This is a genomic window from Paraburkholderia caffeinilytica (assembly GCF_051027425.1).
Lineage (GTDB): Bacteria > Pseudomonadota > Gammaproteobacteria > Burkholderiales > Burkholderiaceae > Paraburkholderia > Paraburkholderia caffeinilytica_A.
On sequence record NZ_CP186552.1, the window covers coordinates 102,872 to 124,572 of the forward strand.

The window sequence follows — 21,701 nt, forward strand, 5'->3', positions numbered from 1 at the left end:
CGACACCATCTATCCTCTGCGTAACGCGATGCGCCCACAACCTGGCCAAACGGCTAACGCCAGCCTTCCACCGGTCAGCGGCGCCTAAAAACACACTCAAGATCATGGCTTTACTGAACATCCTCAATTACCCGGACAAACGGCTGCACAAGATTGCGAAGCCGGTCGAAGTGGTCAACGACCGCATCCGCCGGCTCGTCGCCGACATGGCCGAAACCATGTACGCCGCTCCCGGCGTCGGCCTTGCGGCGACCCAGGTGGACGTGCATGAACGCGTGATCGTGATCGACGTGTCGGAAACGCACGACGAACTGCTCGCCTTCATCAATCCGGAAATCATCTGGTCGAGCGACGAGAAGAAGCTGTCGGAAGAAGGTTGCCTCTCGGTGCCGGGCATTTACGACAACGTTGAGCGTGCCGAGCAGGTGCGGGTTCGGGCGTTGAACGAGAAAGGCGAAACCTTCGAGATGGACTGCGAAGGGCTGCTGGCGGTTTGCGTCCAGCACGAAATGGATCACCTGATGGGCCGCGTGTTCGTCGAGTATCTTTCGTCGCTCAAGCAGACGCGCATCAAGAGCAAGATGAAGAAGCTCGCCCACGCGATGTAATGCGCGTCCACTTCGCCTACCGCCCCCGTTCATGAGTCATTCGTTGCGCGTCATTTTTGCCGGTACGCCGGAGTTCGCCGCGGCCGCGCTGGCCGCGATCCATAGCGCCGGTTTTCCGGTGCCGCTCGTGCTGACCCAGCCCGACCGGCCCGCGGGGCGCGGGATGAAATTGCAGGCGAGTCCGGTCAAGCGCTACGCGCAGGAACACGGGCTTGCCGTGGCGCAGCCGCCTTCGCTGCGCCGCACGGGCAAGTATCCGGCCGAAGCTGCAGCCGCGATCGATCAACTGCGGGCCACACCGCACGACGTGATGGTCGTGGCCGCGTATGGTCTGATCCTGCCGCAGGAAGTGCTCGATATTCCGCCGCTGGGTTGCATCAACATTCACGCTTCGTTGTTGCCACGCTGGCGCGGCGCCGCGCCGATCCATCGCGCGATCGAGGCGGGCGACACGGAAACCGGCATCACGCTGATGCAAATGGACGTCGGCCTCGATACCGGCGCGATGATCTCCGAAGCGCGCACGCCGATTTCCGATAGCGACACCACGGCCGTCCTGCACGACCGTCTTGCACAAGACGGCGCCAGACTGATCGTCGAAGCGCTGATCGAACTCGAGCGCAGCGGCAAGCTGGCGGCAACGCCGCAGCCCGCGGATGGCGTGACTTACGCGGAAAAGATCGGCAAGCACGAGGCTGCGCTCGACTGGCGCAAGCCGGCCGCAGTCCTCGCGCGTCAGGTGCGCGCGTTCGACCCGTTCCCCGGCGGCGTGGGCACGCTGGAAGACGGCACGTCGATCAAAATCTGGGCGGCGGCTCCAGTTGAGGCGCAAAGCAATGCAGTCGCCGGCGCTATCACCGAGGTCTCGCCCGAAGGCGTCGTGGTTGCTTGCGGCCAAGGCGCACTGCGTCTCACGCAATTGCAAAAACCCGGCGGTAAGCGCTTGCCGGTGCGCGAATTCCTGGCCGGCGCAACGCTGGCTGCGGGTCAGCGCTTCCAGCTTCCCGAAGCAGAATAACTGCCTTGCCCATGCCTTGAACATCCGTCGTTCGGCCGATGTTCAAGGCGCCCGCCGCAGACTCGCGGCGCGTTAGAATCCTCTATGCAAGTGCTCGCGTTTTGAGGATCTCCATGTTTGGCATCACCCATTTCGAATTTTTCGTCGTCGCGGTCTTTCTGCTGAACGTGACGCCAGGTCCCGATACGGCCTACATCGTTGGGCGCAGTGTCGCGCAGGGCCGTGGCGCAGGCCTGATGTCCGCGCTCGGCATCTCCGCCGGTTGCTGCGTTCATTCGCTGGCTTGCGCGTTCGGCTTGACGGCGCTGCTGGCCGCTTCGGCTACCGCGTTCACCGTCATCAAGTTCGTCGGCGCTATTTATCTGATGTATCTCGGTGTGCGCCTGATTTTCGCGAAGCCGGCGGCAGACCAGGCGGTCGGCGAAGCGCGTGCTGCCGGCGCGCCGAAATCGCTGCGTCAGCTTTTCCTGCAAGGCTTCTGGACCAATGTGCTGAATCCCAAGGTCGTGCTGTTTTTCGTGTCGTTCTTTCCGCAATTCGTCACGACGGGCAGCGATCATAAAGCGCTGGCGTTCCTCACGCTCGGTGGGGTGTTCGTCGTGATGAGCATGATCTGGAACAGTTTTGTCGCCTGGATTGCCGGCAGCGTGACCCGGCGCTTCTCCAGCAAGCCGTCGATGAAGAAGTGGCTGGATCGCGGCGTCGGCAGCGCATTCGTCAGCTTGGGCATCAAGCTCGCCACCGCATCAAGATGATTGAATTTTCCTTGCGCGCCCATATCTAACGTTTAGCTTACAATCAGTCGCCGCGATCATGCGGCGCAGATATGAACCCGCGTTAGGGCAAGGAGTTGCAGACATGTTCAATTGGGTCAAAACCGCGATGTTGATGGCCGCGATCACGGCCCTTTTCATCGTGATCGGCGGGATGATCGGCGGGTCGCGCGGCATGACGATCGCGCTCGTGATCGCCCTTGGGATGAATTTCTTTTCGTACTGGTTCTCGGACAAGATGGTCCTGCGCATGTACAACGCGCAGGAAGTCGACGAAAACAGTGCGCCGCAGTTCTACCGCATGGTGCGCGAACTCTCCACGCGCGCCGGCCTGCCAATGCCGCGCGTCTACCTGATCAATGAAGACGCGCCGAACGCATTTGCCACCGGCCGCAATCCGGAGCATGCGGCCGTTGCCGCCACCACCGGCATCTTGCGCGTGCTGTCCGAGCGTGAAATGCGCGGCGTGATGGCGCACGAACTGGCGCACGTGAAGCACCGCGACATCCTGATCTCCACGGTTTCGGCGACGATGGCCGGCGCTATTTCCGCCTTGGCGAACTTCGCGATGTTTTTCGGCAGCCGCGACGAAAACGGCCGGCCGACGAACCCGATCGCGGGTATTGCTGTCGCGTTGCTCGCACCGATCGCCGGTGCGTTGATCCAGATGGCGATTTCGCGTGCGCGTGAATTCGAAGCCGACCGCGGCGGCGCGCAGATTTCCGGCGACCCGCAGGCGCTCGCTTCGGCACTCGACAAGATCCATCGTTACGCGAGCGGGATTCCGTTTCCCGCGGCCGAGCAGCATCCGGCCACTGCGCAGATGATGATCATGAATCCGCTGTCGGGTGGCGGCATTGCGAATCTGTTCTCCACGCACCCGGCCACCGAAGAACGCGTCGCGCGTTTGATGGAAATGGCGCGCACGGGGCGCTTCGAGTAAAACGCGGCGCTGCGTGACGTGAAGAAGGGCGAGTCTGTGGGCTCGCCTTTTTTGTTCGAGCACCGCCATCGATCTACCGTCGGCGGCCTCTGTCCCGCGCCACGCTACAATGTGTGCTGTTTGCGTCGCGCGCACCGTGTGGCCTGCTTTTGCCTCTTTCATGACTCCAAAGCCTTCTTCGCGTTCTGCTTCCTCATCGGCGCATCCGCGCGAATCCCGTCTGTCGATGCTGCACCTGGCGCCTGAATCGCTCGGTTTCGCGCTCGATTGCGCGGGCCAGGCCGTCGGCGCCGTGCGCTTCGGGGCGGCCTTGCCGGCCGCGCTGCAATCCGTATTCGTTTCCGCGCCCGAGGGCAGTGCCGCCGCGGCGCGCGGCGCAGTGCAGGACATCGCCTATCGCACCATGCGGCGCCTCGCGACCGCCGAATGGCTGATTGCGAAGCTGGTGAAGAAGGCGCCGCCGCCGCACGTCGGCCATGTGCTCGCCTGCGCGCTCGCCTTGCTCGTCGATGATGAAGCGAACGCCGCCTATGCGCCATTCACCGTCGTCGACCAGGCGGTGAGCGCCATTGCGGCGCGTCGTGAGTTCGCGTTCGCCAAGGGTCTCGTCAACGCCGTGCTGCGCAATTTCCTGCGCGAGCGCGAGGCGCTGCTGGGCGCCGCGCAAGCCGACGAAGTCGCGCGCTGGAACTACCCGGCGTGGTGGATCGATGCGGTCAAAACCGCATGGCCCGACGCATGGCAAGCGGTGCTCGCTTCCGGCAACACGCAAGGTCCGCTGACGCTGCGCGTGAACGCGCGCCGCTCGACGGTCGATGCCTATCTGCAAGTGCTGCAGGACCATCACATCCCTGCGAGCAAAGCCGGCGAGTATGCCGTCAAGCTCGCTACGCCGACGCCGGTCGACCGCATTCCCGGCTTCAACGACGGTGTCGTTTCGGTGCAGGACGCCGGCGCGCAACTGGCCGCGCAACTGCTCGACGTGCGTGACGGTATGCGCGTGCTCGACGCGTGCGCGGCGCCTGGCGGCAAAACCGGCCACCTGCTCGAGCTCGCCAATCTGCAACTTGTAGCGCTCGAAAGCGACGCGTCGCGCGCGCGCCGCATCGGTGAAAACTTGCAGCGGCTCAAGCTCGAAGCGGAAGTGCGTATCGGCGACGCGGGCGCGCCGGCAAAATGGCACGACGATATCGACCAGCCGTTCGATCGCATTCTGGCCGACGTGCCGTGTTCGGCCTCGGGCATCGTGCGGCGCCATCCGGATATTCGCTGGCTGCGGCGCGCATCGGATATTCCCGCGCTGGTCGCCGAGCAGCGCCGCATTCTCGAAGCGCTATGGCCGCTCGTGAAGCCGGGCGGCGAGTTGCTCTACGTTACGTGTTCGATCTTTCCCGAAGAAGGCGAGTTGCAGGCGCAGTGGTTTGGAAACAAGTATCAGGATGCGGTACGATTGGACGCGCCGGGGCAACTTTTACCCTCAGTTGCCTGCGCGCCCGCCGACACATCGGCCGATTCCCATGCCGGACACGCCGCTGAAGATAGCGCCGGCTCGAACTCAGACCACGACGGATTTTTCTACGCGCGCTTCCAGAAACGGTGACCATCAAACGCTTCTTCCCGCTTCGGCTCGCTGCCGTGTTCTGGATCGTGCTGGCCATATGGCTCGCCGCACCGGGCGCGGCGTATGCCGATTCGATCGCGGTGCAGCGCGCGTCGCTGCAATCGGACAACACTGGCTGGAGCCTTGACGCGCGTTTCGACTTCGACCTGAACAGCAATCTCGAAGACGCCGTCAACAAAGGCATTCCGCTGTACTTCACAACGGATTTCGAACTGAGCCGGCCGCGCTGGTACTGGTTCGACGAGCAGCCGGTGAGCGTGTCGCAGAGTATTCGCCTGTCGTTCCAGCCGCTCACACGTGAATACCGGGTGTCGAGCGTGTCGTCGGGCGGCTTGCAGCTCGGCTTCACGACGCTGAAAGACGCGCTCGCGGTGATCAAGCACATCACGTCGTGGCATGTGATCGACCGCAATCAGGTGCATACCGGGGAGACGTACACTGCCTCGGTGCGTACGCAACTCGATATCGCGCTGATGCCCAAGCCGTTCCAGATCGACGCGGTGAACAACCGCGACTGGAACCTTGCGTCCGAGTGGAAGCGCTTTACCTTCACGGTGACCGAACGTGCTAAATAGAGTGCGCCGAGCCACCAGTGTCAGCAGCATCGTCGTGCGCGTGCTGGTGTCCACGGTCGCCGTGACGGCCGTGTTGCTGCTCGTGCTGCTCGCAGCGGCGAGCGCGAATACCGAATTCTTCGACCGCTATTACCAATGGCTGTACGCGGCCAACCTCGTGGTCGCGATGATCTTTTTGCTGGTGGTGGCGACGCTCGTCATCATCATTATTGCCCGGCTTCGAAAAGGTAAGTTCGGCACACGGCTGTTAGCGAAACTCGCGTTCTTCATGGCGTTGGTCGGGGTGGTGCCGGGCGGCATCATTTACGTCGTGTCGTATCAGTTCGTGTCGCGCAGCATCGAATCGTGGTTCGACGTGAACGTCGAAACCGCTTTGACCTCGGGCCTGAATCTGGGGCGCGGCATGCTCGACGCGTCGCTGTCCGATCTGCAGACCAAGGGCCGCCTGATGTCCGAGCAATTGGCGAGCGCGGACGCCGCCGGCACCACGCTCACGCTCCTGCGTTTGCGCGATCAGTTCGGCGTGCAGGACGCGACGATCGTCGAGCCCACGCGCAGCATGTCGGGCGCGACGCCGGATATGCACGTGGTCGCGCAGGCATCCGGCAATTACGCGACGCTCGTGCCGAACGACTTGCCCACGCCGCTGATGATCGACCAGGCACGCGGCCGCGGCTATGCGGCGATCGAAGGAGAAGTCGACGGCGATCCGCACGCGCATGGCAGCAAAGGCGTGCTGCGGTTGCGCATCGTGCAGCGCATTCCCGATTCGAACGCGTCGCTGTTGCAGCCCACCGAACGCTTTCTGCAACTCACGCAGCCGGTGTCGCCGTCGCTCGCGCGGAATGCCGACGCGGTGCAGCGGGCCTATCGCGAGTATCAGGAGAAGGCGCTGGGCCGCACGGGTTTGCGCAAGATGTACATCGGCACGCTGACGCTTGCGCTGTTCCTCGCCACCTTTATCGCGATGATGCTGGCGCTTGCGCTCGGCAATCAGCTTGCGCGGCCGTTGTTCCTGCTCGCGCAAGGCACCAAGGAAGTGACCGAGGGCGACTACACGCCAAAGCGCGAAATCAAGTCGCGTGACGAACTGGGCTTTCTCACGCAGTCGTTCAACGCGATGACGCGGCAGTTGTCGGAAGCGCGCGCGGCGGTGGAGAACAACCGCATCGCGCTCGAGCATTCGAAGGCCTATCTGGAAAGCATTCTCGCGAACCTGACCGCGGGCGTGTTCGTATTCGACCGGCAGTTCCGTCTCACCACTGCGAACCGTGGCGCTGAGCGCATCTTCCGTCAGCAGTTCCAGGAAGTGCTGGGTTCGGCGCTTGAGCAGATCGGCGTGTTGATCGAATTCGGCGGGATGGTGCGCAAGGCGTTTGCCGATCGTGAAGCCGCGAGCGGCGACGGTCACGACGACCGCGGCCACTGGCAGCAGCAATTCTCGGTGCAGGTGCCGGGCGAAACCGAGCCGCTCACCCTGCTCGTACGCGGCGCGCGTCTTGTGTCCGCCACTGATCGCGACGCGGAAGATATGCAGACCTCCGGCTACGTCGTCGTGTTCGACGATATTTCGGATGTGATCTCCGCACAGCGTTCGATCGCCTGGGGCGAAGTGGCGCGGCGTCTCGCGCACGAGATCAAGAACCCGCTCACGCCGATCCAGCTCTCCGCCGAGCGTTTGCAGATGAAGCTTGCGGACAAGCTGTCGCCATCGGATGCCGATGTGCTGAAGCGCGGCGCGACCACGATCGTCAACCAGGTCGCGGCGATGAAGCAGATGGTCGACAATTTCCGCGACTATGCGCGCACGCCGCCGGCGGTGCTCGCGCATCTGCAACTGAACGAACTGGTCAGCGAGGTGCTGACGTTGTACGGTATCGAGGAAGGCATGGGCGCGATCCAGGTGGAACTCGCGGACTTGCCGGCAATTCGCGGCGACGCGACACAATTGCGACAGGTGATTCACAACCTGCTGCAGAATGCGCAGGATGCCGTGGCCGACGTCGAACAACCGCGTGTGTTGCTCGAGACGAGGACAGTAGAATACGGAGACCCCGACGCTGAAGGCAAAGTACGCGTCGCGGTGCGTCTGACGGTGTCGGATAACGGACCGGGCTTTCCCGCGCGTATCCTCACACGTGCATTCGAACCTTACGTAACGACCAAGGCCAAAGGTACAGGTCTCGGTCTTGCGATGGTCAAGAAGATCGTCGACGAACACGGCGCGCGGATCGACATTCGCAACCGCATGAAAGCGGGCGATGTCATTGAAGGCGCGCAGATCTCGATCCTCTTCCTTCAACTGGCAGACGATGCCGCGGAACCTGGAGCAGGGCCGCGGGCGGCGCATGGCAATGCGTCGCAGGGAACGACAAAAGCAACAGTGCAGACAAAGGCAGCGTAAATGGCAACCATCCTGGTGGTAGATGATGAAATGGGCATCCGGGAATTGCTCTCGGAGATCCTGAGCGACGAGGGACATGTCGTGGAAGCGGCGGAAAACGCGCAGGAAGCGCGCGAATTCCGCTTGCGCCAGGCGCCGGACCTGGTGCTGCTCGACATCTGGATGCCCGATACCGACGGCGTGACCTTGCTGAAAGAGTGGGCGGCGCAAGGGCAACTGACCATGCCGGTGATCATGATGTCCGGTCACGCAACCATCGATACGGCGGTCGAAGCGACCAAGATCGGTGCCCTCAATTTCCTCGAGAAGCCGATTGCGTTGCAGAAACTGCTGAAGGCGGTCGAGCAAGGCCTCGCTCGCGGTAACGCGGTGGGCGGCGCGCCGGGCGGCGCGGCAGCGAAGCCGGTGTTGCCGGTGAGCGCTTCCGCCGTGGCATCGGCGGCTGCGTTGCCGATGCTGTCGTCGGATGGCATGGGCAGCGGCGCATTGGCTGCGCAAACGGCGTCGATTTCGTTCGACATTCCGTTGCGCGACGCGCGCGATGCGTTCGAACGCGCTTACTTCGAATATCACCTCGCGCGTGAGAATGGCAGCATGACGCGCGTTGCAGAGAAGACCGGGCTGGAGCGTACGCACTTGTATCGCAAGCTCAAGCAGCTCGGCGTCGATCTTGGCAAGAACAAAGGGGAGTGAGCGGCCGCGCAATGCGTGCGGGTCCGGCGGCAGATTTTTTCGAGAAGGGGCTTGCCGGGCTGCTGACCCTTTGATATTATTTCGTTCTTCGTTGGCCCGGTAGCTCAGTTGGTAGAGCAGCGGATTGAAAATCCGCGTGTCGATGGTTCGATTCCGTCCCAGGCCACCAGGATTCAGCCCCAGGAAATCGCAAGATTCCTGGGGCTTTTCCTTTTTTGCCCGTTGATTGACGGACATTCGCGGCAGGCGGGCGTGCTCGGCGGTATTGGGCGCCGCGTGATAAAATCGCGCCAGTTCAAGGACTTGCATACGAACGCGTGGTCGACGTTCGGCGGGTATGCCACTGTTACGTCACCGCGCCAAACACGTCTTTTCGTATCCTGAAGTTGGGCCTTCTGCGCACTTTGCCGCAATCTGGCAAGGCCGCAACAGGCGCCGAACCCTTCGCCCGACGATTAACGGTATAAGCGCCCAGCGACTCTGCATGTGGAAGGCGCGGCCTATACTGCTTTGGGCCGGCAGCAGTGCCGGCACGCGTCGCGCCGCGTTGCTTGCATGGCGCACCTCGCGCAGCGCGACGTGGCACTCATCATTCACGGAGTTTCACGGTGATCCGCAAAGACGCTAAACGTAGCGCTCTGGTGCTGTTTTCCGGCGGCCAGGATTCCGCCACGTGCCTCGCCTGGGCGCTCGAACGTTATGAAACGGTTGAGACGCTGGGCTTCGATTACGGTCAGCGGCACCGCGTCGAACTCGAATGCCGCGAAGGGTTTCGCAACGCAGTCGTACATGCATTTCCGGCATGGGCCGACCGACTCGGCGAAGATCACATGATCGATCTGTCGGTCCTCGGCTCGATCAGCGATACCGCGATGACGCGTGAAATCGAGATTCACGCTACCGCTAACGGTTTGCCGAATACGTTCGTGCCGGGTCGTAATCTGATGTTCATGACGATCGCGGCGGCCATTGCGTATCGGCGTGGTTTGCAGGTGCTGGTCGGCGGGATGTGCGAGACGGACTTCTCGGGCTACCCCGATTGCCGCGACGACACGATGAAGGCGTTGCAGGTCGCGCTGAACCTCGGCATGGACACGCGCTTCCTGCTCGAAACGCCGTTGATGTGGCTCGACAAGGCCGACACGTGGCGTCTCGCGCATGAGCTTGGCGGCGACGAACTGGTTGAACTGGTGCGCGTCGAAACGCACACCTGCTATGTTGGTGAGCGCGCCGAATTGCACGCATGGGGTTTCGGTTGTGGCGAATGCCCGGCGTGCCGCTTGCGCAAGCGGGGCTATGAAGCGTATCTGGCGGGCGAAAAGGTCACCGAGCCAGTTTGACGGGTTGACGCTGGCGCATCGTGCGAACGCTGCGTTAGCGGGCAATCATTTTCAGGAACACAAGGCAGAAAGCAGCATGACTTACGCGGTCAAGGAAATCTTCTACACATTGCAGGGCGAGGGCGCGAATGCCGGGCGTCCGGCCGTGTTCTGCCGGTTCGCCGGCTGCAATCTGTGGTCAGGCCGCGAAGAAGATCGTGCGGAGGCAGTGTGCCGTTTCTGCGATACGGATTTCGTCGGTACTGACGGCGAGAACGGCGGCAAGTACCGCACCGCCGAAGAACTGGTGCAGATGATCGCGTCGCAATGGCCGGAAGGCGAGGGCGAGCGCTTCGTGGTGTGCACGGGCGGCGAACCGATGCTGCAGATCGATCAGCCGTTTGTCGATGCGCTGCATGCTGCCGGCTTCGAAATCGCCATCGAAACCAATGGCTCGCTGCCGGTCCTCGAGACGATCGACTGGATCTGCGTGAGCCCGAAGGCCGACGCGCCGCTCGTCGTCACCAAGGGCAACGAATTGAAGGTCGTGATTCCGCAGGACAACCAGCGCTTGTCCGAGTATGCGAAGCTCGACTTCGAGTATTTCCTCGTCCAGCCAATGGACGGCCCGTCGCGCGACCTCAACACGAAGCTCGCGATCGACTGGTGCAAACGCCATCCGCAATGGCGCCTGTCGATGCAGACCCACAAGTATCTGAACATTCCCTGATTTGCCGTGCTGACGATTACACGAAAACTCGAATTCGACGCGGGTCACCGCATCCCCGATCACCGCAGCCAGTGCCGTAATCTGCACGGCCATCGCTATGTGCTCGAAATCACGTTGCAAGGCGATCTGGTCGACACCGAAGGCGCGCCGGATCGCGGCATGGTGATGGACTTCGCCGACGTGAAGTCGCTCGCCGTCGAGCATCTGGTCGACAAGTGGGACCATGCGTTCCTCGTCTACGAAGGCGATACGCAGGTGCGCGGTTTCCTGGAAACGATGGCGGGGCACAAGACGGTCGTGCTCGATCGCATTCCCACCGTTGAAAATCTCGCAGCCGTCGCGTTCGACATTCTCGCGAATGTCTACGACGCGCATTACGGTGTGAATCTGCGTTTGCACAAGGTGCGTCTGTTCGAGACGCCGAACTGCTGGGCCGACGTCGTTCGCGACTAAACGCCGGGTCGACTTCACGGCCCAACCTCCACGTTATTGTCACGGTATGATCGCTCCGATAACCACACGGAGCGAGACATGCCGGTCACCGCATTGCGTTGCAGCAGGCACTCAGGCCGTCATGGCCCAGGCGCTGGGCCGTTCCGCCACGCCAGCATCTTCAACCGTGTTTCAGGCGATGTATCCCATCGCCAGGGAGCGCGGCAATGAGCACCTTCACGAATCCCCTCAAACAACGTCTGAAAGAAGCCGATCCGCTGTTCGGCCTATGGCTTTCGCTCGGCAGCGATTCCGCGGCCGAGGCGCTTGCGCACGCCGGTTTCGACTGGCTGCTGATCGACATGGAGCATGCGCCGAACGATAGCGGCGATGTCACGTCGCAGTTGCGCGCGATCGCCGCCGCGCATCTGCCGAGCGAGCCGGTCGTGCGCGTGCCCGCCAGCGAGGCGTGGCTCGTCAAGCGCGTGCTGGACGCCGGCGCGCGCACGCTGATGTTCCCGAATATCGAAACCGCCGAGGAGGCGGCACACGCCGTGCGTCTGACGCAGTATCCGAGCGCCGATGCGCTCGACGGTCAGCGTGGTGTCGCCGGTGCGGTGCGGGCGGCTGCGTACGGCATGCGGCGCGACTACGTGCAGAGCGCCAACGCGCAGATCGCAAATATCGTGCAGATCGAGTCGGCGCGCGGCTTGCAGGAAGTGGAGAAGATTGCGGCGACGCCGGGCGTCGATTGCCTGTTCGTCGGACCGGCCGATCTCGCCGCGAGCCTCGGTCATCTTGGCGATTCGAAGCATGCCGACGTGCAGGCCGCGATGGCGCGCATCGTTAGCGCCGCCGACAAGGCCGGCATCGCCGCGGGAATTTTTGCTATGGATGTCGCGAGTGCGAAGCAGCATCGCGATGCCGGTTTTCGTTTTATCGCTCTGGCCGCCGACGTCATGTGGATGTTGCGCGCAACCCGCCAGGCGTTGCAGGAGGTGAGGACATGAAGGGGATGGTGCAGTGCGTCGTGGTGCGTCTGGCGGTTACGGCGGCGTTGATGGCGAATGTGACGGCGTATGCGCAGGACAGCCGCGTCGCGAAGTCGAACGATCCGGAGACGCAAACCGCGGTCGCCGACTACAACGCCGGCAACCTGGGCGCGGCGCTTGCCGAGTTCCGTAAAGCCGCGCAGCGCGGCAGCCGGCTGGCCCAGTTCAACTACGCGATGATGCTGCTCAACGGTGAAGGCACCACGGCCAATGTCGACGAAGGTAAGAAGTGGCTGCGCAAAGCCGCCGACGCCAACATGTCGCACGCGCAGTACGTGTACGGCAAGATGTACGACGACGGCGAGTTCGTCGGGCGTGATCCGGTCGAGGCGCACCGGTGGTTTCTGAAGGCTGCGCAGCAGGGGCATGTGCAGGCGGAGCTCGCGCTGGCCAACCAGTTTCTCGATGGCCGCGGCACGACTCGCGATAACCAGCAGGCGTTCGTCTGGTACAAGAAGGCTGCGCAAGGCGGCGATATGACCGCGCAGTACGTAACCGGCTCGTTCTACGAGCGCGGTGGCGATGGCGTGGATAAGAACCTGAACGTGGCGCGTGCGTATTATGCGGCAGCGGCAGCACAGGGCGATCCGGCGGCGAAACTCAAGTACCAGCAATTGAGTGCGCAACTGCGGGATCAGAAGGAAGTGAAGCCGCAGTAGATACAAAAAGGGGCGCTCCTGACTTGAACTGCACTCCAAAAGTTGGACACGTGTCCATGCTTTTCAGGTGCGGTTCACGTCGGGCGGGTCCCTTTTGTTTGCTGGGCCTTCTTTTTGCAGCCTGATTTGACTGCGCGTTTTTCGGCTCTTCTGGTTGCGACCGGCTTCGCAGCCTGCGCCTTCGGATGGCACTAACTCTGCATCAACCGTTTCTGTCGCGCGATGCTCATGATCAGGCCGATAGCGACCCCCAGCGTAGTCAGCGCAGTGCCGCCATAACTCATGAATGGCAACGGCACGCCCACCACCGGCAAGATCCCGCTCACCATGCCGATGTTGACAAACGCGTAGGTGAAGAACGCCATGGTCAGCGATCCGGCCAGTAGCCGCCCAAACAGCGTCGCTCCGTTGGCCGCGATATACAAACCGCGCGCGATCAGCAGCATATAAAGCGTGAGCAGCACGATCCCGCCCGCCAGCCCGAACTCCTCGGAAAACACCGCAAAAATGAAGTCGGTGTGCTTCTCAGGGATGAACTCCAGATGTGCCTGGGTACCCTTGAGCCAGCCCTTGCCGAGCGGGCCGCCCGAGCCGATGGCAATCACCGCCTGGATCGTGTGGAAACCCTTGCCGAGCGGATCGGACGTCGGATCGAGCAGCGTACAGATACGGTGCTTCTGATAGTCGTGCATCAGCGGCCACTGCACTTCCGGCTGGCAGATCTTGTCCTGGAACGCCGCGATGGAGCCGACCGCGATCACGCCCGCAATCAGCACCGGCACGATCAGCTTGAAGCTCAGTCCCGCGAAATAAATCACGAAGAAACCCGCCGCGAACACCAGCACGGCGGTGCCAAGGTCAGGCTGCTTGGCGATCAGACCGACCGGCACAATCAGGATCACGAAGCCGACCAGAAAGTCGTACCAGCGCATCACGCCTTCGCGTCGCTGGTAGTACCAGGCGAGCATCAACGGGGTAGCGATCTTCAGAATCTCGGACGGCTGGATCACCACGCCGACATTGATCCAGCGCTTGGCTCCCTTGCGCGTCAGGCCGAACAGCGCCACTGCAACCAGTAACGCGATCCCGAACGTATAGAGCGGGACCGCGAAGCGCATCAGCGTGGTGGGTGGCACATTGGCCAGCGCCCACATCAGCACGAACGTCAGCATGATGTTGCGCAGTTGGTCTTCCACGCGGCCGGGCATGTCCAGCGTCGCGCTGTATAGCGTGACGATGCCGACGCACAGCAACAGAAACACGATCAGGGCGAGCGGCCGGTCGAAGCCCACGAACATCCGCTTGATGCGGTCGAGCCAGGCGCGCTTGTCGAATTGCATGCCTTTCTCCTTACTCGTCGATGCCGCCGGAAACCGGCTGGCGTGGCGACGTAGGCTGAATGCTGTCATCCCGCGACGGAGCGGCGGCGGTCGGTACCGGCTCGCTGCTCGGGCGGGGTTTGTGCGGGACGCCGGATTTACGCGGCGTCGGGTTTTTTGCAGCGGCGGCGGATGCAGATGTGGATGCGGCGATGGCTGCTGATGCGCTGGTTGCGCCGGATGCGGAAGCAGCCGCCGCGGCCGGCGATGTCGCCGCTGTAGCTGCCGACGCAGCAGCCGAAGCCGAAGCAGCCGCCGCCGCGGAAGCTGCCGCAGCGGCCGAAGCAGCACCCGGCATCGGCAGAGGAGTGAAGCCTGCCGCGACCTTGACCGGTTGCGCCGCGTCCTGTGGCGTCGGTGAGCCACCCACTTCAGGCGCTGACGCATCCTGCGTCGCCGAGGCCGCTGCGGCGACAGCCGCCGCTTCAGCGCCGGGCTTGTTCTTGCCGACCAGGTAGTAGTCGAGCACCCGACGCGCGATCGGACCGGCCGCTTCCGCGCCCCAGCCACCGTTTTCGACGATCAGCGCGAGCGCGATTTTCGGTTGCTCGGCCGGCGCGAACGCGATGAAGAGCGCGTGGTCGCGCAGATGCTCGGCGATCGCGTGACCCTTGTAGTTGGCACCTTGCAGCGAGTACACCTGCGCCGTACCGGTCTTGCCGGCCGCCAGATAGGGCGCGCCGATGAACAGCTTCGACGCCGTACCGTTGGTCACGACGCCTTCCATCGCGCGCTTGATGATGTCGATGTCCGATTGCTTCACCGCGATCTTGTCGCTCGGATCGCGCACGACCGGGCGCGTGTCTTTCGTAATCGGATTCTCGATGTCGCGCACCAGGTGCGGCTTCATCACGATGCCGTTGTTCGCGAGCGTGGCCGTGGCGTGGGCGAGTTGCAGAATGGTGAACGAGTTATAGCCCTGGCCGATGCCCAGACTGATCGTTTCGCCTTCATACCAGCGCTGCTGCTCGGGCTTGCGGTACGCCTTGCGTTTCCATTCCGTGGACGGCAGGATGCCGCGCGCTTCGCCCGAAATGTCGATGCCCGTGATCTGGCCGAAGCCCCACGGCTTCATGAAATTAGCGATCGCGTTGACGCCGAGATCGTGGGCGAGCATGTAGAAATACGTGTCGTTCGACACCACGATCGCGCGGTTCATGTCGACCCAGCCCTGGCCCGAGCGCACGTCGTTGCGGAACGTATGGCCGCCGAACGTGTACGAGCCCGGATCCTGGAAGCCCCAGCCCGGCGTGCGCTTATGCAGCGTCAGCGCGGCGAGTGCCATGAACGGCTTGTAGGTCGAGCCCGGCGGATAGGTGCCGTGCAGCGGACGGTTCAGCAGCGGATGGTCGGGCGAGTTATTGAGCTCGTCCCAGGTCTGCTGATCGATACCGTCGACAAACGAATTCGGATCGAAGCTCGGCGCCGACACGAACGCGAGCACGTCGCCGGTTGCCGGTTCGATCGCGACCAGCGCTCCGCGGCGCCCCGCAAACGCCTGTTCGGCGACCTGCTGGAGGCCGATGTCGATCGACAGTTCGAGGTTGTTGCCCGGCGTTGCCTGCGTGCGCGACAGGGTGCGCACGGGCCGTCCGCCCGCGGTGACTTCGACTTCTTCAAAACCGGTCTGGCCGTGCAGTTCCGTCTCGTAGCTCTGCTCGACGCCGATCTTGCCGATGTAGTCGGTGCCTTTGTAGTTGTTCGCGTCGAGGCGTGGATCGTAGTGGTCCGGATCGCTGTCGTTCTGATCGCTGGCGTCGTCGATACGATCCTGATCGCGCTGCGAAATCCGACCGATGTAGCCGATCACGTGCGCCGCCGTGGGCCCAAGCGGGTATTGACGGAACAGGCGCGCGCGCACTTCCACGCCCGGGAAGCGGAAGCGTTGCGCGGTGAAGCGCGCGACTTCGTCGTCGGTGAGACGGGTGCGGATCGGCAGGCTCTCGAAATTCTTCGAGTCTTCCTGCAGTTTCTTGAAGCGGCGGCGGTCGCGAGCGTCGATCGAAACCACGGTGGCCAGGTTGTCGATCACGTTTTCGAGCGTGTCGTTCAGCTTCGACGGGGTGATTTCGAGCGTATACGCCGAATAGTTCTTGGCCAGCACCACGCCGTTGCGGTCGGTGATGATGCCCCGGTTCGGCACGATCGGCGCGACCGAGATGCGGTTTTCGTCGGCTTGCAGCGAGTACTTGCTGTAGTGCCAGACCTGCAGGACCAGGAAACGGAAGCCGATCAGCCCGAAACAGACGAACACGAACACGCCCGCCGCCGCGACCCGCAGGCGGAACTTCGAGAGCTGTTGCTGAGTGTCCTTGAATTCGGTCATGCGATTCTGCAAAAGGCCGTGTGACGGCCATCATGAGTGTGCGCCTAAACCGGCCGGAACCGGGAGGCATGAACAGCGATGCGCGTCGAGCGGGCCGGCTGCCTGGGTTCCATTGGAACGAACTGCCGGTGTGCTCGATGCGTGATTAAATCGGCCGCGTATCGTCCGGATCGGCAGGCCGGCGCTGCGGCATCAACAGCAGCATGCTGGCGACCGGCCACAGCGCGGCTTCGACGAATCCGTCAATCAGGTAACTCCAGCCCGGAAACGCCGCGCCCGTCAGCAGGCGGATCACGAACGGCACCAGTTGCGCGATGACCAGCAGCGGCATCACCGCGAAAGTCTGCACGCCGAGCGACATCCACAGCACCCGGCGATGGATCGTAATCGCGCCATACGACAACAACGTATACGCCAGCGCGTGCTCGCCGAGCAGGCTGGCGTTATGCACGTCCATCAACAGGCCGAGAAAGAACGCGATGCCCATGCCGACTTTGCGCGGCTGGTGCACGTTCCAGAACAGCAGCACGAGCGCCACGAAGTCCGGCACGCCGGCGAGGCGCCCCCACGGCATCAGGTTCAGCAGGAACGCCGCGGCGAGGCTGAACGCGATGAAGTACGGATTGACCGGCTGCAGGATGTATTGCGGACGGTTCATGGCTGGGCCCCCGGCGTGGCTTGCGGCTTCGCGTTCTTGTCAGCGGCCGGTTTCTTTTCGGTGGCGGCTTTCTTCTCCGCGGCCGACGGCTTTTCAGCGGGCTTGACGGGCGCTTTCTCGGCGGGTTTGGCGACCGGCTTTTCAGCAGGTTTCGCCGCGGATTTATCCGCTGCGGCCTTGCTGTCCGCCGGTTTGCCGCCCTTCTTCGCTTTCGCGTCTTTCGCGGACGTGGCCGCATCGGGCTCTTCCGCCGGGCGCGGCGGCACATTGTTTACGTAGTGCAGCACCAGTAGCTGACGCGCGCCGCGCACGGGTGCAACCGGCAAGCAGATCACGCGCGCGAATGCGGTATCGGCCTGTTTGTCGACCCGCACGACCTTGGCGACCGGCAGCCCCGGCGGATAAACGCCGTCGAGCCCGCTGGTGACGAGTTCGTCTCCGGTTTGCACGTCGGCGCTGATCGGCACGAAGCGCAGATCGAGAGTATCGCCCTTCGGCGTGCCGTAGATCACGCTGCGCAAGCCAGTACGCACGATCTGCACGGGCACTGCCTGGTCTTTGTCGGTGAGCAGCGTTACTTCGGCTTGCAGGGGGAACACGCGCGTCACCTGACCGATCACGCCGTCTTCGTTGACGACCGGCGAACCGTCCTGGACGCCTTGCTGGGCGCCGCGGCCGATGACGACCTTCTGCGTGAACGGATCGCGCGTGTCGTACTGGATTTCAGCGGGCAGCGATTGCGTGGTGGAGCGCTGCGAGAGTTGCAGCAGTGCGCGCAAATGCGTGTTTTCGGCGGCCAGTTCGGCGGCCGTATTGGCTTGCTGCGAGAGCTGAAGATCTTTGGTGCGCAGCTTGTCATTCTCGCTGCGCAACGTGGCGCTGGTCACGGCCAGGTCGGCCGCGCCCATGAACACGTCGCGCGGCACGAGGGCTGCGCGTTGCAACGGATATAGACCCGCACCGAGCACGCCACGCACGATTTCGAGCGTTTTGAAGCGTGCGTCGGAGATCAGCAGGGCGAGCGCCAGCACGACGAAAAACACCAGCCGTGCGAGAGCTGACGGGCCTTGCTTGAACAGGGGCGGCGGACTGTATTCCATGGTCGGCGCCGGGGGCGTGAGCGGTTGGGTGAGACGGCGGCGCGCGAGGGACGCGCGTTCAGCGCACGGAGGCTGGCAGGCCCAGCCAACGGCAAACCGGCCCACGAGGGGCCGTTTGCCTGATCCGCGCTACTGACATGGAGACGGGCTCGCTTACTCGTACGAGAAGATGCTGCCGAGCTTGTCCATGCGTTCGAGCGCCATGCCCGAACCGCGCACAACGCAGGTCAGCGGGTCTTCGGCGACGAGCACCGGCAGGCCGGTTTCTTCGGCGAGCAGGCGGTCCAGATCGCGCAGCAATGCGCCACCACCCGTGAGCATCATGCCGCGCTCGGCAATGTCCGCACCCAGTTCCGGCGGCGTTTGTTCGAGCGCGATCTTCACCGACGACACGATTTGGTTCAGCGGATCGGTGAGGGCTTCGAGGATTTCGTTGCTGGAGATCGTGAAGCTGCGCGGAATGCCTTCCGACAGATTGCGGCCCTTCACTTCCATTTCCTTGACTTCGGAACCCGGGAACGCGGAGCCGATTTCTTTCTTGATGGCTTCGGCGGTTTGCTCGCCGATCAGCATGCCGTAGTTGCGGCGGATGTAGTTGACGATCGCTTCGTCGAACTTGTCGCCGCCTACGCGCACCGAACCCTTGTACACAATACCGCCGAGCGAGATCACGCCGACTTCGGTCGTGCCGCCGCCGATGTCGACGACCATCGAGCCGGTTGCTTCCGACACCGGCAGGCCGGCGCCGATGGCGGCCGCCATGGGTTCTTCAATGAGGTAAACCTGCGAAGCGCCCGCACCGTGCGCGGCTTCTTTAATGGCGCGACGCTCGACCTGGGTCGACCCGCACGGCACGCAAATGATGATGCGCGGCGACGGCGAGAACATGCGCGATTCGTGAGCAGTTTTGATGAACTGCTTGATCATCTGTTCGGTGACGGTGAAGTCGGCGATCACGCCGTCTTTCATCGGGCGGATCGCCTCGATGTTGCCCGGCACCTTGCCAAGCATCTGCTTGGCTTCCTTGCCGACTGCCTGAATGGTCTTCTTACCGTTGGGACCGCCTTCCTGGCGGATCGAGACCACCGACGGTTCGTCAAGAACGATACCCTTGCCACGCATATAGATGAGCGTGTTGGCGGTGCCGAGGTCAATCGCCAGATCGTTGGAGAAGTAGCTGCGCAGAAAACCGAACATTCAAAATCCTGTCTCGCTTGGGGCCAGCCCTCGCAACGATTGCGCAGGGCGGCAGCGGAAAAAATAACAGCTTCAACCGGGCGGAAGCGGCGCCACAGGAACTTGAAGCTGCGAGGGAGTCTACCGGAGGCCGGAGCAAGGCCCAGTCAGAAAAATCCGAACTATCTTTGGGAATTGTTCAGAAAGGCCTTGTTAAGTCGGTCCGGGTTTGGGTCGAACGCGTAATGATACCTTATAATTTTGGATGTTTTGAAGGAAACGGACGGCACTTTTTGCCGCCGCTGGCCCCTTTTTCGAGGCCGTCCTCCAGTGTCGTAACCCGCTGTCGCAGCATCGTTTTCCCGCGCTGCGGCGGTCCACCACATTTTCCGGTGACTGCATGGCTCTGACCCTGACCGATGTTAAGCGCATCGCGCACCTCGCGCGGCTCGAACTGGCTGATGCCGAAGCTGAACACACGCTTGTCCAGCTCAACGATTTTTTCGGCCTTGTCGAGCAAATGCAGGCGGTCGATACCACCGGCATCGCCCCGCTTGCCCATCCGATCGAGCAGATCGAAGACGTCGCGCTGCGTCTGCGTAACGACGCGGTGACCGAAACGGTCGACCGTGAAGCCTTCCAGCGCCCGGCGCCGGCCGTTCAGGACGGCCTGTACCTGGTGCCGAAGGTGATCGAGTAAGTGATCGACCAAGACTCGCGAATCAAGCCCAGGATAAAACGCAATGCATGAAAAAAGCTTGACCGAACTGCGCGCCGCACTGGCAGCCAAAGAATGCTCCGCAGTCGAACTGGCGCAGCTGTATCTGAAGCGGATCGACGCGGCCAACAGCCTGAATGCGTTCATTCAGGTCGACCCGGATCTCACGCTCGCGCAGGCGAAAGCCGCGGACGCGCTGCTGCACACCGGCCACGCCGGCCCGCTGGTCGGCTTGCCGATCGCGCACAAGGACGTGTTCGTCACCAGGGGCTGGCGTTCCACCGCCGGCTCGAAAATGCTGTCGAACTACGAAAGCCCGTTCGATGCGACGGTAGTCGCGCGTCTGCAGAACGCCGGCATGGTGTGCGTGGGCAAGACCAACATGGACGAGTTCGCGATGGGCTCATCCAACGAGAATTCGTACTTTGGCCCCGTGAAGAATCCGTGGGATCGTCTGGCTGTGCCGGGCGGTTCATCGGGTGGTTCGGCGGCAGCGGTTGCGGCGCGCCTCGCGCCCGCCGCAACCGGCACGGATACCGGCGGCTCGATCCGTCAGCCGGCGTCGTTCTCCGGTATCACCGGCATCAAGCCGACGTACGGCCGCGTGTCGCGTTACGGGATGATCGCGTTCGCGTCGTCGCTGGATCAGGGCGGCCCGTTTGCGCGGACCGCCGCGGATTGCGCCACGCTGCTCAATGCGATGGCCGGTTTCGACGAACGCGATTCGACCAGCCTCACGCGCGATGACGAAGACTTCACGCGCTACATCGGTAAGACGTGGAAAGAAGACGGTGCGGATAAACCGCTCGCCGGCCTGCGCATCGGCCTGCCGAAAGAGTATTTCGGTGCGGGTCTTGCCGACGACGTGCGCGCCTCGATCGACGCCGCGCTGAAGCAATACGAAGCGTTGGGCGCGACGCTGGTGGAAGTCTCGCTGCCAAAAACCGAGCTGTCGATCCCGGTGTACTACGTGATCGCGCCGGCGGAAGCCTCGTCGAACCTGTCGCGTTTCGATGGCGTGCGCTTCGGCCATCGCGCCGCGGAATACCGCGATCTGCTCGACATGTACAAGAAGTCGCGTGCGGAAGGCTTCGGTCCGGAAGTGAAGCGCCGCATTCTGGTGGGCGCGTATGTGTTGTCGCATGGCTACTACGACGCGTATTACCTGCAGGCGCAAAAGATTCGCCGCATCATCGCGCAAGACTTCCAGGAAGCGTTCAAGCAATGCGACGTGATCATGGGACCGGTCGCGCCGTCGGTGGCGTGGGACATCGGCGCGAAGGGCGACGATCCGGTGCAGATGTATCTGGCCGACATCTACACGCTGTCGGTGAGCCTCGCCGGCTTGCCGGGCATGAGCGTGCCGTGCGGCTTCGGCGCGGGCGCGAATGCGCAGCGCCCGGTGGGTCTGCAGATCATCGGCAACTATTTCAATGAAGCCCGGATGCTGCAAGTGGCCGACGCGTTCCAGCGCGCGACCGACTGGCACCGCAAAGCACCGGCAGGAGTGTGAGCAC

At 62.9% G+C, this 21,701-nt stretch carries 20 protein-coding genes and 1 tRNA gene; 16 read left to right on the forward strand and 5 right to left on the reverse strand.

The genetic code is table 11. The features are described from left to right. Window positions 1–104 precede the first annotated feature (104 nt). From def to ACOSV0_RS00495, 14 genes are all read left to right on the forward strand, one after another. Window positions 105–608 carry a peptide deformylase gene (gene def, locus ACOSV0_RS00430; RefSeq protein ID WP_434108040.1) on the forward strand — a complete coding sequence of 168 codons (504 nt, stop codon included), beginning with the start codon at window positions 105–107 and terminating at the stop codon, window positions 606–608. 31 nt (window positions 609–639) lie between these two features. Then, the gene (fmt, locus tag ACOSV0_RS00435) at window positions 640–1,626 is read left to right on the forward strand and encodes a methionyl-tRNA formyltransferase (protein ID WP_434108041.1); all 987 of its coding nucleotides are present in this window, start codon (window positions 640–642) and stop codon (window positions 1,624–1,626) included. A gap of 113 nt (window positions 1,627–1,739) precedes the next feature. Continuing rightward, a complete protein-coding gene (locus tag ACOSV0_RS00440; RefSeq protein ID WP_434108043.1) occupies window positions 1,740–2,381 on the forward strand; it encodes a LysE family translocator in 642 nt (213 codons plus the stop codon). Between the two features lie 103 nt (window positions 2,382–2,484). Further along, window positions 2,485–3,342 (forward strand): zinc metalloprotease HtpX, encoded by an 858-nt coding sequence (gene htpX / locus ACOSV0_RS00445; RefSeq protein WP_434108044.1) that lies wholly within the window; start codon window positions 2,485–2,487, stop codon window positions 3,340–3,342. Window positions 3,343–3,502: 160 nt separating this feature from the next. Beyond that, complete coding sequence (rsmB, locus tag ACOSV0_RS00450; protein ID WP_434108045.1) at window positions 3,503–4,942, forward strand: 16S rRNA (cytosine(967)-C(5))-methyltransferase RsmB; 1,440 nt, start codon at window positions 3,503–3,505, stop codon at window positions 4,940–4,942. After that, complete coding sequence (locus tag ACOSV0_RS00455; RefSeq protein ID WP_434108046.1) at window positions 4,939–5,538, forward strand: DUF4390 domain-containing protein; 600 nt, start codon at window positions 4,939–4,941, stop codon at window positions 5,536–5,538. Before rsmB ends, ACOSV0_RS00455 begins: the two co-directional genes overlap by 4 nt. After that, on the forward strand, window positions 5,528–7,942 hold the full coding sequence (locus tag ACOSV0_RS00460) for an ATP-binding protein (RefSeq protein ID WP_434108047.1): 2,415 nt from the start codon (window positions 5,528–5,530) through the stop codon (window positions 7,940–7,942). The genes ACOSV0_RS00455 and ACOSV0_RS00460 overlap by 11 nt, the downstream gene beginning before the upstream one ends. After that, complete coding sequence (gene esaR / locus ACOSV0_RS00465; RefSeq protein ID WP_434108049.1) at window positions 7,943–8,635, forward strand: response regulator transcription factor EsaR; 693 nt, start codon at window positions 7,943–7,945, stop codon at window positions 8,633–8,635. It abuts the gene before it with no gap. A gap of 93 nt (window positions 8,636–8,728) precedes the next feature. Continuing rightward, window positions 8,729–8,804, forward strand: a tRNA-Phe gene (locus tag ACOSV0_RS00470). Window positions 8,805–9,243: 439 nt separating this feature from the next. Continuing rightward, window positions 9,244–9,975: a 7-cyano-7-deazaguanine synthase QueC gene (queC, locus tag ACOSV0_RS00475; protein ID WP_434108050.1), complete on the forward strand. Its 732-nt coding sequence runs from the start codon at window positions 9,244–9,246 to the stop codon at window positions 9,973–9,975. A gap of 76 nt (window positions 9,976–10,051) precedes the next feature. After that, window positions 10,052–10,684: a 7-carboxy-7-deazaguanine synthase gene (queE, locus tag ACOSV0_RS00480; protein WP_074285747.1), complete on the forward strand. Its 633-nt coding sequence runs from the start codon at window positions 10,052–10,054 to the stop codon at window positions 10,682–10,684. Between the two features lie 9 nt (window positions 10,685–10,693). Next, complete coding sequence (queD, locus tag ACOSV0_RS00485; RefSeq protein ID WP_093634683.1) at window positions 10,694–11,137, forward strand: 6-carboxytetrahydropterin synthase QueD; 444 nt, start codon at window positions 10,694–10,696, stop codon at window positions 11,135–11,137. Window positions 11,138–11,343: 206 nt separating this feature from the next. After that, window positions 11,344–12,126 (forward strand): HpcH/HpaI aldolase family protein, encoded by a 783-nt coding sequence (locus ACOSV0_RS00490; RefSeq protein WP_434108051.1) that lies wholly within the window; start codon window positions 11,344–11,346, stop codon window positions 12,124–12,126. Next, window positions 12,123–12,827 carry a tetratricopeptide repeat protein gene (locus ACOSV0_RS00495; protein WP_434108052.1) on the forward strand — a complete coding sequence of 235 codons (705 nt, stop codon included), beginning with the start codon at window positions 12,123–12,125 and terminating at the stop codon, window positions 12,825–12,827. The genes ACOSV0_RS00490 and ACOSV0_RS00495 overlap by 4 nt, the downstream gene beginning before the upstream one ends. A gap of 191 nt (window positions 12,828–13,018) precedes the next feature. Here ACOSV0_RS00495 and rodA read toward each other — a convergent pair whose 3' ends face one another. The 5 genes from rodA to ACOSV0_RS00520 form a co-directional block, all read right to left on the reverse strand. Continuing rightward, window positions 13,019–14,167, reverse strand: a complete 1,149-nt coding sequence (rodA, locus tag ACOSV0_RS00500) for a rod shape-determining protein RodA (protein ID WP_434108053.1) — start codon at window positions 14,165–14,167, stop codon at window positions 13,019–13,021. Window positions 14,168–14,177: 10 nt separating this feature from the next. Beyond that, window positions 14,178–16,532: a penicillin-binding protein 2 gene (mrdA, locus tag ACOSV0_RS00505; protein WP_434108054.1), complete on the reverse strand. Its 2,355-nt coding sequence runs from the start codon at window positions 16,530–16,532 to the stop codon at window positions 14,178–14,180. A 145-nt stretch (window positions 16,533–16,677) separates the two neighbouring features. Further along, window positions 16,678–17,190, reverse strand: coding sequence for a rod shape-determining protein MreD (gene mreD, locus ACOSV0_RS00510; protein ID WP_434108056.1), 513 nt, complete (start codon window positions 17,188–17,190; stop codon window positions 16,678–16,680). Next, window positions 17,187–18,290: a rod shape-determining protein MreC gene (mreC, locus tag ACOSV0_RS00515; protein WP_434108057.1), complete on the reverse strand. Its 1,104-nt coding sequence runs from the start codon at window positions 18,288–18,290 to the stop codon at window positions 17,187–17,189. The genes mreD and mreC overlap by 4 nt, the downstream gene beginning before the upstream one ends. A 153-nt stretch (window positions 18,291–18,443) precedes the next feature. Then, the gene (locus ACOSV0_RS00520) at window positions 18,444–19,487 is read right to left on the reverse strand and encodes a rod shape-determining protein (RefSeq protein ID WP_004189550.1); all 1,044 of its coding nucleotides are present in this window, start codon (window positions 19,485–19,487) and stop codon (window positions 18,444–18,446) included. A gap of 379 nt (window positions 19,488–19,866) precedes the next feature. Here ACOSV0_RS00520 and gatC point away from each other — a divergent pair, with 379 nt between their 5' ends. After that, the gene (gene gatC / locus ACOSV0_RS00525) at window positions 19,867–20,166 is read left to right on the forward strand and encodes an Asp-tRNA(Asn)/Glu-tRNA(Gln) amidotransferase subunit GatC (RefSeq protein WP_211613146.1); all 300 of its coding nucleotides are present in this window, start codon (window positions 19,867–19,869) and stop codon (window positions 20,164–20,166) included. 43 nt (window positions 20,167–20,209) lie between these two features. Next, window positions 20,210–21,697, forward strand: a complete 1,488-nt coding sequence (gene gatA / locus ACOSV0_RS00530; RefSeq protein WP_434108059.1) for an Asp-tRNA(Asn)/Glu-tRNA(Gln) amidotransferase subunit GatA — start codon at window positions 20,210–20,212, stop codon at window positions 21,695–21,697. Window positions 21,698–21,701 lie beyond the last annotated feature (4 nt).

Coding starts and splice junctions, on each gene's coding strand:
- def (WP_434108040.1), top strand. CDS start 105: ATGGCTTTACTGAACATCCTCAATTACCCGGACAAACGGCTGCACAAG.
- fmt (WP_434108041.1), top strand. CDS start 640: ATGAGTCATTCGTTGCGCGTCATTTTTGCCGGTACGCCGGAGTTCGCC.
- ACOSV0_RS00440 (WP_434108043.1), top strand. CDS start 1,740: ATGTTTGGCATCACCCATTTCGAATTTTTCGTCGTCGCGGTCTTTCTG.
- htpX (WP_434108044.1), top strand. CDS start 2,485: ATGTTCAATTGGGTCAAAACCGCGATGTTGATGGCCGCGATCACGGCC.
- rsmB (WP_434108045.1), top strand. CDS start 3,503: ATGACTCCAAAGCCTTCTTCGCGTTCTGCTTCCTCATCGGCGCATCCG.
- esaR (WP_434108049.1), top strand. CDS start 7,943: ATGGCAACCATCCTGGTGGTAGATGATGAAATGGGCATCCGGGAATTG.
- queE (WP_074285747.1), top strand. CDS start 10,052: ATGACTTACGCGGTCAAGGAAATCTTCTACACATTGCAGGGCGAGGGC.
- ACOSV0_RS00490 (WP_434108051.1), top strand. CDS start 11,344: ATGAGCACCTTCACGAATCCCCTCAAACAACGTCTGAAAGAAGCCGAT.
- ACOSV0_RS00495 (WP_434108052.1), top strand. CDS start 12,123: ATGAAGGGGATGGTGCAGTGCGTCGTGGTGCGTCTGGCGGTTACGGCG.
- rodA (WP_434108053.1), bottom strand. CDS start 14,167: ATGCAATTCGACAAGCGCGCCTGGCTCGACCGCATCAAGCGGATGTTC.
- mrdA (WP_434108054.1), bottom strand. CDS start 16,532: ATGACCGAATTCAAGGACACTCAGCAACAGCTCTCGAAGTTCCGCCTG.
- mreD (WP_434108056.1), bottom strand. CDS start 17,190: ATGAACCGTCCGCAATACATCCTGCAGCCGGTCAATCCGTACTTCATC.
- mreC (WP_434108057.1), bottom strand. CDS start 18,290: ATGGAATACAGTCCGCCGCCCCTGTTCAAGCAAGGCCCGTCAGCTCTC.
- ACOSV0_RS00520 (WP_004189550.1), bottom strand. CDS start 19,487: ATGTTCGGTTTTCTGCGCAGCTACTTCTCCAACGATCTGGCGATTGAC.
- gatC (WP_211613146.1), top strand. CDS start 19,867: ATGGCTCTGACCCTGACCGATGTTAAGCGCATCGCGCACCTCGCGCGG.
- gatA (WP_434108059.1), top strand. CDS start 20,210: ATGCATGAAAAAAGCTTGACCGAACTGCGCGCCGCACTGGCAGCCAAA.